This is a genomic window from Brevibacterium sp. H602, from assembly GCF_051172395.1.
Classification (GTDB): domain Bacteria; phylum Actinomycetota; class Actinomycetes; order Actinomycetales; family Brevibacteriaceae; genus Brevibacterium.
In genome coordinates this window covers 44,202-58,337 of the sequence record NZ_JBPIZD010000024.1, presented here as the reverse complement: position 1 = coordinate 58,337, position 14,136 = coordinate 44,202, and the positions used below count along the sequence as shown (strand labels likewise).

Genomic DNA, 14,136 nt, shown 5'->3' with positions numbered 1-14,136 from the left:
TAGTTCTGGAGGGTTTTCGACGGACATGACGGATGTAGCAGAATAGAGGCCATGACTTCAGAGATCGACAGCGCGACCGGCACGTCAGCGAGCGTCCCGGCCCGAGTGTGGCACTTCCTTCGGGGACCGCGCTTCATCGATCTGCCGATCCGTCTGCTGGCCCTCATCATGGGTCTGACGATCCTGGTGCCCGGGTCCTTCGAGATCACCGAACCCCGCTACGCAGGCCTGCTCATCCTCGCCTACGGACTCATCGTCTTAGCCGCTTTCCTGCCGCTGAGCATCGTCATCGCGACGACCGGACTGGGCATCGCGTTCTCCATGCTCTACCCGGACCTGGAGAACATGTTCCCCGAGGCGCTCATCCTCGCCACCGCGGTCCTGATCAGCCGCCGCCGCTGGATCGGCTTCGCGCTGGGCACCATCGGACTGGCCGGCTACCTCGGCGCATCGACCCGACTCGGATCCTATGACGTCGGCTTCGAAGGGTTCACCGACCTCGGCTACGGCTGGCTGACCTATTCGATCCTCGGCCTGTGCGCGTCGTTCGTCGAGGCCCGAATCCGCAGTGAGATCGACCGCCGAGAACGCGCCGCCGTCGACCACCAGAAATCACTCGACGCCATGCGCGCCCGGTTCACCAGCGACATGCACGACACCATCTCGCATTCGCTGACCACCGAATCCGCAATCATCCGCACCCTGGCGAAGGAAAGCGACTCCGAGACCGCGGACCGCCTCCTCGCCGAGTTGGCGCTGGTCAACGCCGAAGCCACGAAACGGCTCCGACAGCTGGTGACGAGCCTGAGCAAGTGGGAGACCGAGGCCTGCACCGGGGACTCCGCCACCTCTCGGGTCCGATTCCGCGCCGAGGCGGAGCAGCTGTCGATCGCGATCGAGGACGGGTGCGCGGCCGGTTCCGTTCCGCTGACCACCGAACTCTCCCCGCTGCCGACCCACGCGACCGGCACTCTGTCACACCATTTCCGGGCCGTGATGCTCGAGCTCGCCACGAACGTCATCCGCCACTCCGTTCCGGGCACCCCCGCCACCCTCGCGGTCGAAATGCGAGGTGAGCGCGGTGACCGGGCCGAACTGCTCTGCCGCAGCACGAACGAATCCCCGACCGCCCTGACCCAGGCGCCGCGGTCCCTGTCCCGCCGGGCCAAGGCCGTGGGCGGCGTCTGCCGGGTGGACGCGGATGATCGGAAGAGAACCGTCGTCGAGGTGGCCCTGCCGATCCGTTTCATCTCCCCGTCCGCACAGGCCACCTCTGCCGCCGACATGATAGACGTCGTCGATGACGACTTCGAGACCGGTGCAGTGACATCAAGCACCGAGGCACCAAATGACGTGGCTGCTGGTGATGAGTCGCCACATGTGCAGGCACCGTCTGCCGGTGCACCCACCACCGATCGCAGCGCCGATTCCGTGCCGGACACAGGCGGGGCGACCGACTACCGCAGCCAAGGTCGCCGCAAGAAGGGCGACCGCGACAAGGTCGACGCCTGATGACGGCGCGCCACCAGCCGACGCCATCCACGGGCGCGGAGGCAACCCCGCCAACCAACTCGTCGCTCAACCGGGACGACACCTTTGACCCCGCCGAGCGCACCGCCGCACTCACCTCCGTGCTTGTCGTCGATGACGATTCGTGGACGACACGAGCGGTGGCGGCGGCGCTCGATGATGCGGGTTCCTTCCGTGTACTCGACCCCGTGCACTCCGGCGAAGAGGCCATCGTCGCTTTCGACGCCGAGCGTCCCGACCTCGTCCTCATGGACGTCAATATGCCGCCGGGAATGAGCGGCGTCGATGCGACGGCGGCGATCATGGACCTCGACCCCGAGGCCCGCGTTGTGCTCCTGACGACCGTGTCGCCCGGTCCGGGAATCGCCCGCGCGCTCGAAGCCGGCGCACTCGCCGTGATCAACAAGACGGCCGGGGAGAGGGAACTCGTCTCGCTCGTGCGGGCCGCCTCGGCGGGGGAAAGCCCCGAACTGCTCAGAGGGTTGGCCGAGGACATCGTCATCAGCGGAGATGCCCTGCCCGACGCCCCCGACGCGGCACCGCAGCTGACCGCGCGCGAGCTGGAGCTGCTCACCCTGCTCTGCCAGGGCCACAGCTACGAGGAGATCGCGGCCGACCAGTCGGTGGCCATGTCCACCATGAAGTCGCATGCCCGCAACCTGCGCCTCAAACTGGGGGCGCGCAATCTCGCCCAGCTCGTCGTCCGCGCTCTCCAGTTCAAATTCTTCTCCCCGGAATGATCTGCCCCCGCGGAGGCGGCTGGCTGATTCGACTTAACCCCACCCCGCCGAGGCGGCTGACCCGTCCGCTACATCCCACCCCGCCGAGGCGGCCGGTTCCGTTGATGCAGGCCCTCCCGACCGTGGGCGCTCGTTGACTACAGTGGGAGCATGACCGACACCGCGAGTCCGCGACTGTCCCGACTGATCCGGGACACAGAGGGGTTCCTCCTGCCGCTGACCGAGGTGGCCGACGACGTCGCGGTCGCGCGAGTCGAATTCGGCTTCGACCTGCCAGCCGCGCCCGCCGAGGCGGCCGACCACGGCTCCTTGAACGGAACCGTCGTCCTCGTCACCGAACCGGTGCGCAGCCCTGCCGGACTCGACGCTGTGCTGACCGACTATGCGGGAGCCGCCGCCCTCGTCGTCCCGCCCGGAACGCACAGCCACCTCGGTGACGGGGTCGACCTGCGGGGGAGTGCGGGCCGGGCTCCGATCCTCCTCGAACGATCGCCGCATGTGACGTGGTCGGAGATCCTCGTCCATCTGCGACAGCTCATCGAAGGGGCGACGAGCGCCCTGGCCTGGCCCGATGTCGACGACCTCAGCGCCCTGGCCGCCGCCATCGCCGAAACCACGGGCGCGTCGATCACGATCGAGGACCCGGCCTCGCGAGTGCTCGCGCATGCCAACCTCGGCGACGAACTCGATGAGATCCGTCGCGAGACGATCCTGTCCGGGGCCATTCCCGACTGGCGGATCGCCGAACTCGAGGAATCCGGGTTCCTCGACACGATCCGCCGTTCCACCGATGTCGTCGAACGTCCCGCCGAAGGCACATCACCGGCCCGATCGGTCATCGCCCTGCGCAGCGAGGGCGAACTCATCGGGACGATCTGGGCGGCCTACCCGGCCGAGGTCGATCCCGAACCGCTGCGCGAGGTGCTGCGCGATGCCGCTCGCGCGGCCCTGCCAGTGATGCTGCGGACCCTGCGCCGGTCACCGTTCGAGAAGCGCATCCGCCGGGAGGCTCTCGGCGGGATCCTCGCCGGCTCGGCCGATCTCGGGCCGGCGGCGACCCTGCTGTCGCTGCCGTTCTCGGGCAGCTTCTGCGTCCTTGCCTTCACCGAGGTGGCCCCCGACCGAGAGCCCGTCCTGCGGTTCCATCTGCGGGCCGCCTTCGCCGATGCCGTGCTCGCGCACGTGAGCTCCGCCGGTGCCGCACACGCCGGACATGGTTCTGTTCCCGTCAGCCCGGCAGATGTCAGCATGGGTCGATCCGGAACCGGGGAGCGGGTCCGCCTCGCGGCATTGGTGCAGATGAGCGAGCCGATGAACGCCGATCAGGTGCGCGACCACGTCATCGCCGCTCTGCGCAGGTCCCTGCCGAAGTCGGAGACCCTGTGCTTCGGAGTCGGCGCCCCGGTCGACCGCCTCGATGCCGTGCACCGGTCGTGGACCGAAGCCGCATACGTCGTCGACGCCGTGCAGACCGTCACCGAGGCGGGTCCTGGCGCGGACGACGAGGACGTGGACCCGACCGCACAGACGAGTTCAGGCACACGCGCAAGTCCGAGTACTCGCGGCCGAATCGTCGGGGCGACCATCCGCGACGTGGCAGCGAGGGTCGTCGGTCTGCAGGTCGCCGATACGCTGCTGGCCGCAGATGAGCGCGTGATCGGCGGAGGGCCCGGACCGGCCGGCGGGCGAGCACTCGCCGGCCAGCGGGCTCTGTCGGGCGCCGGAGTGCTCGGTCCGGCGCAGGCACTGGCCGCTCACGACAATCGGCACAACGGCAGCCTGCTCGAGACCCTGCGCGTCTACTTCGCCACGGTCGGCAACTCGGCCGAGGCCTCCCGCCGACTGCATGTGCACACGAATTCGCTGCGACATCGCCTCGGCCGGATCGAGGTGATCACCGGTCTCTCAACGGCGGAACCGGCCGAGCGGCTCTGGCTCGAACTCTCCGTGCTCGTCCACGACCGGTCGTGAGAAACCTACAATCAGCTTCTGCGAACGTTGGCGAATTATCGTGCGTTCTTCGAGGTCAGCCGTCCTAAGGTGACAACAGATCTCGAACAAAGGACGTTATGCCCAGTCATCACCATGCGATTCCGAACCGTCGCGCCCGAGCAATCCGAACGATCGCAGAGAACAGCGCGTCGCCTCACCGCGCAGCCGCCCCGGCACAGTCGGCACATGCTTCCGCGCGGCCGGATTCGGCTCCGACACAGTTGGCACACGCCTCCGCCCCTTCTGACTCCGTTCCCGCGCTGACCGATGAGGCGGCCGTGCTCGGACTCATGGATCTCGACTGGGTCGACACCGCCTTTGACCGGCTGACCTCGGCATTCGCATCAGATCGCGAGGTGCTCCACGCAGTGGCGTGCAAGGCGGTGCCGCTGCCGTCGCTGCTGCGCCGATTCGCCGAGGCGGGAGCGGGCTGCGAGGTCGCCAGCCCCGGCGAACTCGAACTCGCACTCTCGGCCGGGTTCGCCCCCGACCGCATCGTCTTCGACTCCCCGGCCAAGACCTGGGCCGAACTGTGCCGGGCCGTCGACCTTGGCGTCTCGATCAATGTCGACAACTTCGACGAACTCTCGCGCCTCGACACGATCCTGGCGGAGCGTAACAGCACGGACGCCACGGCCGCCTCGGCGAAGATCGGAATCCGCATCAATCCGCAGTCGGGCACGGGCGCGATCGGCGCGCTGAGCACCGCCACCGAAACCTCGAAATTCGGTATCGGACTCGCCGACCCGGGCGCCCGCGAGGCCCTCATCGAGGCCTACCTCGCTCGCCCTTGGCTGAGCCAGATCCACGTCCACTCCGGTTCGCAGGGCATCAGCCTCGGCAAGGCCGCCGTCGGAATCCGCGCCGCCGTCGACCTCGCCGAGGAGATCAACTCGCGTGCCTCGACCAGGCGGATCACGCGCATCGACATCGGCGGGGGACTGTCGGTGAACTTCGACGGCGAGGACATCACCCCGACCTTCGCCGACTACCGCTCGGTGCTCGAAGAGGAGGTGGCGGGCCTGTTCGACTTCGACATCGTCACCGAATTCGGCCGCGCCCTCCTCGCCAAGGCCGGCACCATCCTCACCCGCGTCGAATACGCGAAGACCACCGGCGGGCGCCGCATCGTGATGACCCAGGCCGGTGTCCAGGTCGCCACCCGCACCGCCTATGCCCCGAACGACTGGCCCCTGCGGATCTTGCCGTTCACCCCGGACGGGAACCCCAAGACCGCCGAGGAGGCCGACACCGAGATCGTCCCGACCGACGTCGCCGGACCCGCCTGCTTCTCCGGCGACCTCCTGGCCCGGGATCGGATGCTGCCGCGTCTCGACGCAGGTGACCTCGTCGCCGTACCCGAGACAGGCGCCTACTACTTCTCGAACCCGTTCTCCTACAATCTGCTCCCGCGGGTGCCGATCTTCGGCTACCGCACCGCTCCCGACGGCGGCATCGAGTTCAGCCTCATCCGCCGCGGGCAGGCGATCGCTGAGATCCTCGCCGAGGCGGGCGAGACCGAACTGCGCCCGCTGAGCCCGGTGAACCGCGGGCTGAGCCCGGACGGCCGCCCGGTGAGTCCGCACGATTGCGAAACCGCTGCCGAACTTGCCCACGGCAGCTGATTTCGACTCGCCTGTGGCATCTGCACAGTGACCGGCAGGCATATTTGTGTGTTGTTGTGCCGTTTTCACGTCACTTCGAACGTAGAGTGATGGAGAACACATCTGCTCTGACCCGGGAGAACACCCAGATTCACCCAGGCCAGGGGAGGACAAGTGAATCACCGCACGAGAAGAAAGACGAAGATGCTCACCTCACACTCACTGCGCAGAGGCTGGCAACGGTGCCTGGCCGGCGTCGCCACACTCGCCCTTGCCGGATCGATGGCCGCCTCCCCGGCGCAGGCTGCCACCTCGGAGGCTCCGGCCTCGGAGAACGTGCTGCGGATCGCCACCGACGGTTTCATCGACTCTTTCAACCCGTTCACGTCTTTCTACCTCGTGCCGACGAACACCTTCCGGTATATGTACGAGAATCTTGTGGCCAACGACGCCAAGGACGGTTCGATCACCGAGGGGCTCGCCACCGAATGGAACACGGACTCCGAGGGCAAGGTCTGGACCTACACGATCCGTCCGGACATGAAATGGTCCGACGGTGAACCGCTGACCGCGAAAGACGTCGCCTGGACCTACAACCAGATGATGGAGAAGGAAGAGATGGCGGTGGCCAACGGCAGCCTCGTCGAGAACTTCGGCAAGGTCGAGGCCCCCGACGAGGGCACCGTCAAGATCACTCTGAAGAAGCCGCAGGCGAACAACCCCGGCCAGGAGATCCCCGTCGTGCCCGAGCACGTCTGGTCGAAGATCGACAAGCCCGGCGAATTCAAGAACGATGAGAAGTCCGTCGGCTCGGGGCCCTTCCAACTCGAGAGCTACGAGGCGAACAAGTCGATCACACTCAAGGCGAACCCGAACTTCTGGCGCGGCAAGCCGAAGCTCGACGAGATCCAGTACCGCTACTACACGAACTCCGATGCGCAGGTGCAGGCGATCCGCTCCGGCGAAGTCGACTTCATCACCGGGCTCAGCCCCGACCAGTTCACGGCGCTGGAGAACGCGGACAACGTCGAACTCAACGACGGCAACGGTCGCCGGTTCAACGGAATCTCCATCAACCCGGGCGTCGCCGACGCCACGGGCAAGGAATTCGGCACCGGCGATGAGGCGCTCAAGGACAAAAAGGTCCGCCAGGCAATCCGCGCCGGCATCGACACCGAGACCCTGCGCAAACAGGTCATGCAGGACTATGCGCAGCCGGCCACGAGCTTCATTCCCGCCGTCTACCCCGACTGGACACTCAAGTCCGACAACTCCGTCATCAGTGGATTCGACGTGGCCGAGGCGAAGAAGCTCCTCGACGACGCCGGTTGGAAAGAAGGATCCGGCGGCATCCGCGAGAAGGACGGTGAGAAGCTGCAGCTGCGCTTCCTCACCGACGCCGACGCGCCGATCGAACAGAGCACCGCGAAGTTCCTCAAACCGTGGATGAAGGACATCGGCATCGACCTGAAGAACGAGTCCTCTGACGTCGACACGGTGTCCGAACGCACCACCAAGGGCGACTACGATATGTACTTCACCGGCTGGTCGATCAATCCCGATCCCGACTACCAGCTGAGCATCAACACCTGCGGTCAGCGCCCCGACGCCGACGGCAACGGCGGCACCAGCCAGGACGGCTGGTGCAACAAGGAATTCGACAAGCTCTATCAGGCTCAGCACGTCGAGCTCGACCAGGCCAAGCGTCAGGACCTCGTGCAGAAGGCCCAGGCCATCCACTACGAGGAAGCCCCCTCGGTGACGCTGTGGTACCCGAACCAGCTCGAGGCCTACCGCTCCGACCGGTTCGACAACTTCACCAAACAGCCCAGCGACGGCGGTGCCATCGCCAACCAGGTCGGCTACTGGGGATATTCCTCGGTCGAACCCGTCAGCGAAGAGGAAGCCACCGGCGGCGGAATGGGCGCCGGAGGCTGGATCGGCATCGCGGCAGCGGTCATCGTCGTCCTGGGCGGAGGCGGCTGGCTGCTCAGCCGTCGCAAGAAGTCCGACGACCGCGAATAGTCCCCTCACCCACAGTCCGGGTGCCGCACCATCCGCACCACCTGCGGCACCCGGACTCACGGGCCAGTCCGCACCACCTGCGGCACCCGGGCCCACGGGCCCGTCCCCACCATCTGGAGCACCACAGTGAGCACACCCACCCACGATCCCCAGTCCGGGGATCGCCCTGACCGAGGACCGGGCACGGCGAACCCGGGCACCGACCCCACGAACCCCAGCCCCGCCTCGGCGAAGGGATCCGCGGCAACCGCCGACGCGAACCCCGCCGACCCGGCGAACCCCGCCACCGTCGATATGGACGAACCACCGGCCGGCGGATCGTTCACCCGCTACTTCCTGCGCAAGCTCGGCGGGGCCGCGACCTCGATGGTCCTCGTCATCGTGCTCGGCTTCTTCGCCTTCCGCATGCTGCCCGGCGACCCCGTGCTCAAGATCGCGAAGGAACGGCCGATGTCGCCGGCGCAGATCGCCGAACTGCGCAGCCAATACGGACTCGACAAACCCGTGATCGTCCAGTTCTGGGACTACCTCATCGGCATCGTCACCGGCGACCTCGGCGAGTCCTACGTGTACCGGAAGTCCGTGTCGGCGCTCATCGGCGAATACCTCGGCCCGACCCTGCTGCTCACCGCCACCGCGGCCGTCATCGCCATCGTCCTGGGCCTGTGGCTCGGACAGATCTCGGCCTGGCGTCGAAATTCCCTGTTCGACAAGCTCGCGTCCTCGACCTCGCTGATCTTCTGGTCCGTGCCGACGTTCTGGCTCGGCCTCATCCTGCTCATGATCTTCGGCGGCACCCTCCAATGGCTGCCCACCGGCGGCATGATCACCCCCGGCCTCGACCCTTGGTCACCGGCCGGAATCATCGACGTCATCAAACACCTCATCCTCCCCGTCGTCTCGCTCGTCGCAGTCGTCTATGCGCAGTTCCTCATGATCATGCGTGCCTCCCTGCTCGAGGAGATGAACGAGGACTACCTCACGACCGCCCGCGCAAAAGGACTCACCGAGGATGAGGTGCGCCGCCGTCACGCTGTGCCCAACGCGCTGCTGCCGACCGTCACCGTCGTCTTCCTCCACATCGGCGGGCTCATCGCCGGCGCGGTCACCGTCGAAGCCGTGTTCTCGTGGCCGGGACTGGGCAAACTCACCTTCGAAGCCATCCGCGGCCCCGACCTGCCGCTGTTGCAGGGCACCTTCGTCGTGTTCTCGGCGATCATCATCGTGATGAACCTCGCCGCCGACATCGTCTACCGATTCCTCGATCCCCGCGTCAGGAGGGCCTGATGAGCGCGAACACCCCCGCCGAGGCGGCCCCCGGCCCCTCATCGAACGAACCGAATCCGCGTGGTTCTGAGACACGGGGATCCACCCCCGTCGTCGACGGCGCGAAGCTCGTCCGCGAACGCCGCCTGAACAACGCGGAGAAGAACTGGGCGCTCTTCCGCTCCGACGTCCCGGCGCTCATCGGCGCCGTCGTGCTCCTCTTCTTCATCGTCATCGCGATCGCCGCACCGCTCATCGCCCCGGCCTCGATGCTCGATGTCACGAAGCAGCTCGACGTGCCGCGCTATGCCCCGCCGAGCCTCGACCACCCCTTGGGCACCGATGACCTGGGACGGGAGCTGTGGGTGCGCATCCTCTGGGGAGCGCGCGTGTCGATCCTCGTCGGCGTCGCCGCGACCGTCATGTCGATGATCATCGGCACCATCATGGGCCTGGCCGCAGGTCACTTCACGGGACTGTTCGGCGGCATCATCATGCGCATCGTCGACTTCTTCGTCGTCCTGCCGTCCCTGCTTCTCGCGATCGTGCTGTCCTCCGTGCTCGAGCGCGGTGTCTTCACGATCGTCGTCGCCATCGGACTGACCTCATGGGCGTCGACCGCACGGATCGTGCGCTCGCAGACGTTGAGCGTCGAATCTCGGCTCTACATCGAAAGGGCGCGCATCCTCGGTGCCGGACATTCCCATATCCTGTTCCGTCACCTGCTGCCTGCGGTGATGCCGCTCGTGCTCGCGAACACGACGCTGACCGTCGGTGGGGCGATCATCGCCGAATCGACGCTGTCGTTCCTCGGCCTCGGGGACACGTCGAAGGAATCGTGGGGCACGATCCTGAAGAACTCGATGGACGTGTCCGCGGCGACCTCCGGCTACTGGTGGTACGTGCTCACCCCGGGCATCGCGATTCTGCTCGTCGTGCTCGCATTCACGATGGTCGGGCGCGCTTTCGAGGCCATCATCAACCCTGCCCTGAGGAGCCGCTGATGACCGATCTTCATTTCGAGAACGTCTCGATCACCTACCGCTCCTCATCCGACCGCGGCGATGTCGTCGCCGTGCAGGGCGTCAGCCTCGACCTGCCCGCCGGTGCCACCCTGGGCATCGCAGGGGAGTCCGGGTCGGGGAAGTCGACCCTGATCATGTCGGCTCTGCGCCTGCTGCCGAAGTCGGCTCGCCTCGAGGGGCGGGTCCTCCTCGGCGGGCAGGACATCCGGGAACTGAGCTTCGGCCAGATCCGCGCGGTCCGGTGGGCACAGGCCTCGATCGTGTTTCAAGGAGCTCTGCACTCTCTCAATCCCGTCCGCGAGGTGGGAAGCCAGATCATCGAAGCCCTCGAGCATCACTCGAAGGGCACGTGGACGACTCCGCAGAAGCGCCGGGACCGGATGTTCGAACTCCTCGCCGAGGTCAACCTCGAGGCATCGAAGTCGAGCGCATATCCGCACGAGCTCTCCGGCGGGCAGAAACAGCGCATCATGATCGCCATGGCGCTCGCCTGTGAACCCGATATCATCATCGCCGACGAGCCGACGACTGCTCTCGACGTCATCGTGCAGAAGCAGATCCTGTCCGGCCTGGCCCGCCTCGTCGCCGAACGCGGAATCTCCCTGCTGATGATCAGCCACGACCTCGCCGTGCTCTCGGCCGTGTGCGCGAAACTCGCGATCATGCGTCACGGCCGCCTCGTCGAATACGGACCGAGCGACGAAGTGTGCCTGTCTCCGCAGGAGGACTACACGAAGCAGCTGGCCGGTGCGTTTCCGCAGATCGGGGACCCCGAATCCCGGCTGAATCCCCGAACACTCAAACCCGCCGAGGTGGTCCGGGCCGAACCATTCACCATGACGGATGAGGTAGTGCTCGAGGCGAAGGATCTCAGTGTCTCCTTCGACACCCGGCGGGGTCGTGAACGTGCGGTGCGCGGTGTGGACCTGCAGCTGCGGAAGGCGGAGATCCTCGCCGTCGTCGGCCAGTCCGGCTCGGGGAAGACGACTCTGGCACGGTCGCTGCTCGGTCTGCAGGAGGTGGAAGCGGGTTCGCAGCTGTCGTTCGCGGGCAAGGCTCTGCCGAAGAAGGCGAAGGAGCTGCGAGCATTTCGGCAGAAGGTGCAGATGATTCTGCAGGATCCGGCCGGATCGCTCAATCCCAAACGCAGCGTGTACGAGGCCGTGGTCGAGGGCCTGAAGGTGCAGGGGATCAAGGACCGGGAGTACGAGAGGGTCATCGGCGCGCTCGAAGCCGCCGAGCTCACCCCGGCCGAGGACTATCTCGAGTCGATTCCGCAGGAGCTCTCCGGCGGACAGCGGCAGCGCGTCGTCATCGCCGGCGCACTGGCTCTCGACCCGCAGGTGCTCATCGCCGATGAGCCGGTGGCATCGCTGGATGCCTCGGTGCGCGGGGAGATCCTTTCGCTGTTCCTCGCGCTGAAGAAGAACTTCGGGATGAGCGCGCTCATCATCACCCACGACCTCGGCCTGGCCTGGAACATCGCGGATACGGTGGCGGTGATGAAGAGAGGGGAGATCGTCGAATACGGTGAGGTCGACAGGGTGCTGTCCGATCCGCAGCACGAGTACACGCAGGAGCTGCTCGCCGCGGTTCCCCGATTGGGAAGTCAGAGTCTGGTGAGGAATGAGTGAGTCGGAGTTCGTTGAGTCCAGGCCCGACGATGCGCCCGGGTCTGCCGGCGCGGGGGAGCCGAGCCCCTATCTCGATTCTGCACCGCTGGCGCCCGGTGACACCGTTCGCCTCATTGCGCCGTCGGGACCCACCGACGAGGAGTCGCTGCAGCGGGCCATCGCCCAGCTGGAATCCTGGGGCTTCGACGTCGTGCCGGGGGCCAACGTCCGCAGCCGGCACCCGCGGGTGAAGTATCTGGCCGGCACGGACGCCGAGCGCCGGGCCGATCTTGTCGACGCGTGGTGCGATCCGGACACGGATGCGGTCATCGCGCTCCGCGGAGGGTTCGGAGCCATGCGCCTGCTCGACGGCATCGACTTCGACCTCATGCGCCGGCACATGCTGCGCAGGGACGGCCGTCCCAAGCTGCTCACCGGCTCCTCGGACATCACCGCACTCCACCAGGCCTGGGAACACCACCTCGGCGTCGCGACTCTGTTCTGCCCGATGGTCGGCAATGACCCGTTCAAGAACTCGACGGTCGTCCCCGACGAGGTGGCCTCGTGGCTGTTCCATCCCTGGGGCGGCCGCGAACTCGGCTTCCCCGCAGAGGACGTGACCATTTCGACCACTCAGGACCGTGCGACGGAGGGCACCGCTGCGGCGGAGCAGACCGCTGCGACCCGCCCGCTCAGCCGGGCGCAGACGTTGGTTCCGGGGTCGGCGAGGGGCCGCCTCGGCGGGGGAAATCTCAGTCTCATCGCCGCGGGGATGGGCAGTCCCGAGCTCATCGACGTGCGGGAACGACGCGAGCGTCGGGGGCCTGGCATCCTCATGCTCGAAGACGTCGATGAGGAGCTGTACCGGCTCGACAATCTCATGGTGCAGCTGGTCCGCGGCGGGTGGTTCACCTCGGCGGATGCGGTGGTGCTCGGCTCGTGGGAGGACTGCGCTTCCGTCCACGAGGTGGAGGCGCTGATGATCGACTACCTCGGCGGTCTGGGAATCCCGATCGTGTCTGAGATGGGCTTCGGCCACGATCCCGATGCGCCGAGCGCCCCACTCGGAATCGACGTCACGCTCAAGGCGGAGCCCGGGGAACGGCCGCGGCTGTGGGTGGATCGCGCGAATGGGCAGACATGAACGAAACGAGACTGACAGGAGCACGCTGATGAGCGAACTGAAATTCGATGGACTGCCCGGAGTGCGATTCAGCGCTCTGGCCTTCGACGTCGACAGTGGGGAACGGGTGTTCGCCCACAATGAGAACGACGAACTCGACACCGCCAGCATGGGCAAGGTCTTCCTCCTCCACACTGCCTTGCAGATGTACAAGGACGGCACGCTTGACCTGGAGGAACGCCTGCATCGGCGGCCTTCGGAGAGGGTCGACGAATCGGGGATCTGGTACATCATGGAGCAGGACGATCTGAGCATCTTCGACGTCGCTCTGCTCATCGGGGCGTTCAGCGACAACTTCGCCACGAACGTGCTCATCCGCAGGGTCGGGCTGGAGAATGTTGCGGATCAGGTGGAGAAGCTCGGGTACAGGAACTCGGGTCTGCACGACTTTCTGCGCTGGCCGCGCCCGGCCAAAGCGCCGCGGACACTGTCGACGGGCACGGCCGCGGAGCTCAGTGATTTCATGGCCAGGCACGCCAAGGACGAATTCTGGGACGAGTCGACGAACGAGGTCTTCCGGCGCTGGTTGGGAGCCGGCGCGGACACCTCGATGGTCGCCTCGGCGTTCGATCTGGACCCGCTCGCTCACTACAACTACCAGCGGGACGTGTGGGTGTGGAACAAGACCGGCACGAACGGGACGATCCGGGCCGATGCCGGGATCGTGATGACGCCTACGCGTCGCGTCGCCTATGCGGTGTTCGCGAACTGGGAACCGGGCACCGACCGCGTCGTCGACGTCATGCCGATCATGCGGCAGGCCGGCAACACGATCCACCGGTTCCTCTGACGTTGATTGATTCCCAAGACCCCTCGGCGCCGAGAGCCGTGGGGTAGTCTGGTGGGCGATGTCCGATACGATCTACCTCACAGGCGAAGCGAAGGCTCCGTCGAACAACCCGATCACCAACCAGTTCGGTCTGTTCTACGTGGCGTTCGAGATCCAGCCGGACACCCACCGAATCCTCGATGTGGACTGCACGGCGACGTTGGCTCTGACCCGGAACTTCATTCGGAGCCTGTTCGTCGATGCCGACATCACGGACCCTGGTCGACTGATAGAGCGCATCCAGCGCCGCTACCACGGATCCTCGCAGAAGGCGCTGATCACAGCAGTGAACAACGCCGCGAAGAAGTACCGCGAGGTCACCGCTTAGG

General features: G+C 66.4%; 11 protein-coding genes. All 11 read left to right on the top strand.

Features of this window, described 5'->3' with window-relative positions; all coding sequences use genetic code 11:
• Positions 1 to 51 precede the first annotated feature (51 nt).
• Complete coding sequence (locus ACSBQT_RS15435; RefSeq protein ID WP_435002036.1) at positions 52 to 1,512, top strand: hypothetical protein; 1,461 nt, start codon at positions 52 to 54, stop codon at positions 1,510 to 1,512.
• On the top strand, positions 1,512 to 2,270 hold the full coding sequence (locus ACSBQT_RS15430) for a response regulator transcription factor (RefSeq protein ID WP_435002035.1): 759 nt from the start codon (positions 1,512 to 1,514) through the stop codon (positions 2,268 to 2,270). The genes ACSBQT_RS15435 and ACSBQT_RS15430 overlap by 1 nt, the downstream gene beginning before the upstream one ends.
• A gap of 150 nt (positions 2,271 to 2,420) precedes the next feature.
• Entirely contained in the window at positions 2,421 to 4,241 is a 1,821-nt protein-coding gene (locus ACSBQT_RS15425) for a PucR family transcriptional regulator (RefSeq protein ID WP_435002034.1), read from the top strand.
• A gap of 242 nt (positions 4,242 to 4,483) precedes the next feature.
• The gene (locus ACSBQT_RS15420) at positions 4,484 to 5,887 is read left to right on the top strand and encodes a diaminopimelate decarboxylase (RefSeq protein WP_435002033.1); all 1,404 of its coding nucleotides are present in this window, start codon (positions 4,484 to 4,486) and stop codon (positions 5,885 to 5,887) included.
• 183 nt (positions 5,888 to 6,070) lie between these two features.
• The gene (locus ACSBQT_RS15415) at positions 6,071 to 7,891 is read left to right on the top strand and encodes an ABC transporter substrate-binding protein (protein WP_435002032.1); all 1,821 of its coding nucleotides are present in this window, start codon (positions 6,071 to 6,073) and stop codon (positions 7,889 to 7,891) included.
• A gap of 126 nt (positions 7,892 to 8,017) precedes the next feature.
• Positions 8,018 to 9,178: an ABC transporter permease gene (locus tag ACSBQT_RS15410; RefSeq protein WP_435002030.1), complete on the top strand. Its 1,161-nt coding sequence runs from the start codon at positions 8,018 to 8,020 to the stop codon at positions 9,176 to 9,178.
• Positions 9,178 to 10,161 carry an ABC transporter permease gene (locus ACSBQT_RS15405; protein WP_435002029.1) on the top strand — a complete coding sequence of 328 codons (984 nt, stop codon included), beginning with the start codon at positions 9,178 to 9,180 and terminating at the stop codon, positions 10,159 to 10,161. The genes ACSBQT_RS15410 and ACSBQT_RS15405 overlap by 1 nt, the downstream gene beginning before the upstream one ends.
• On the top strand, positions 10,161 to 11,816 hold the full coding sequence (locus ACSBQT_RS15400; RefSeq protein ID WP_435002028.1) for an ATP-binding cassette domain-containing protein: 1,656 nt from the start codon (positions 10,161 to 10,163) through the stop codon (positions 11,814 to 11,816). Before ACSBQT_RS15405 ends, ACSBQT_RS15400 begins: the two co-directional genes overlap by 1 nt.
• Complete coding sequence (locus ACSBQT_RS15395) at positions 11,809 to 12,939, top strand: S66 peptidase family protein (protein WP_435002027.1); 1,131 nt, start codon at positions 11,809 to 11,811, stop codon at positions 12,937 to 12,939. Before ACSBQT_RS15400 ends, ACSBQT_RS15395 begins: the two co-directional genes overlap by 8 nt.
• Positions 12,940 to 12,967: 28 nt before the next feature.
• Positions 12,968 to 13,768, top strand: coding sequence for a serine hydrolase (locus ACSBQT_RS15390; RefSeq protein WP_435002026.1), 801 nt, complete (start codon positions 12,968 to 12,970; stop codon positions 13,766 to 13,768).
• A gap of 58 nt (positions 13,769 to 13,826) precedes the next feature.
• Positions 13,827 to 14,135, top strand: a complete 309-nt coding sequence (locus ACSBQT_RS15385) for a DUF3870 domain-containing protein (RefSeq protein ID WP_139468103.1) — start codon at positions 13,827 to 13,829, stop codon at positions 14,133 to 14,135.
• Position 14,136: the final 1 nt, after the last annotated feature.

Bases quoted from the DNA above. Each gene is read 5' to 3' on its own strand.
- ACSBQT_RS15435 (WP_435002036.1), top strand. From the start codon at position 52: ATGACTTCAGAGATCGACAGCGCGACCGGCACGTCAGCGAGCGTCCCG.
- ACSBQT_RS15430 (WP_435002035.1), top strand. From the start codon at position 1,512: ATGACGGCGCGCCACCAGCCGACGCCATCCACGGGCGCGGAGGCAACC.
- ACSBQT_RS15425 (WP_435002034.1), top strand. From the start codon at position 2,421: ATGACCGACACCGCGAGTCCGCGACTGTCCCGACTGATCCGGGACACA.
- ACSBQT_RS15415 (WP_435002032.1), top strand. From the start codon at position 6,071: ATGCTCACCTCACACTCACTGCGCAGAGGCTGGCAACGGTGCCTGGCC.
- ACSBQT_RS15405 (WP_435002029.1), top strand. From the start codon at position 9,178: ATGAGCGCGAACACCCCCGCCGAGGCGGCCCCCGGCCCCTCATCGAAC.
- ACSBQT_RS15400 (WP_435002028.1), top strand. From the start codon at position 10,161: ATGACCGATCTTCATTTCGAGAACGTCTCGATCACCTACCGCTCCTCA.
- ACSBQT_RS15395 (WP_435002027.1), top strand. From the start codon at position 11,809: ATGAGTGAGTCGGAGTTCGTTGAGTCCAGGCCCGACGATGCGCCCGGG.
- ACSBQT_RS15390 (WP_435002026.1), top strand. From the start codon at position 12,968: ATGAGCGAACTGAAATTCGATGGACTGCCCGGAGTGCGATTCAGCGCT.
- ACSBQT_RS15385 (WP_139468103.1), top strand. From the start codon at position 13,827: ATGTCCGATACGATCTACCTCACAGGCGAAGCGAAGGCTCCGTCGAAC.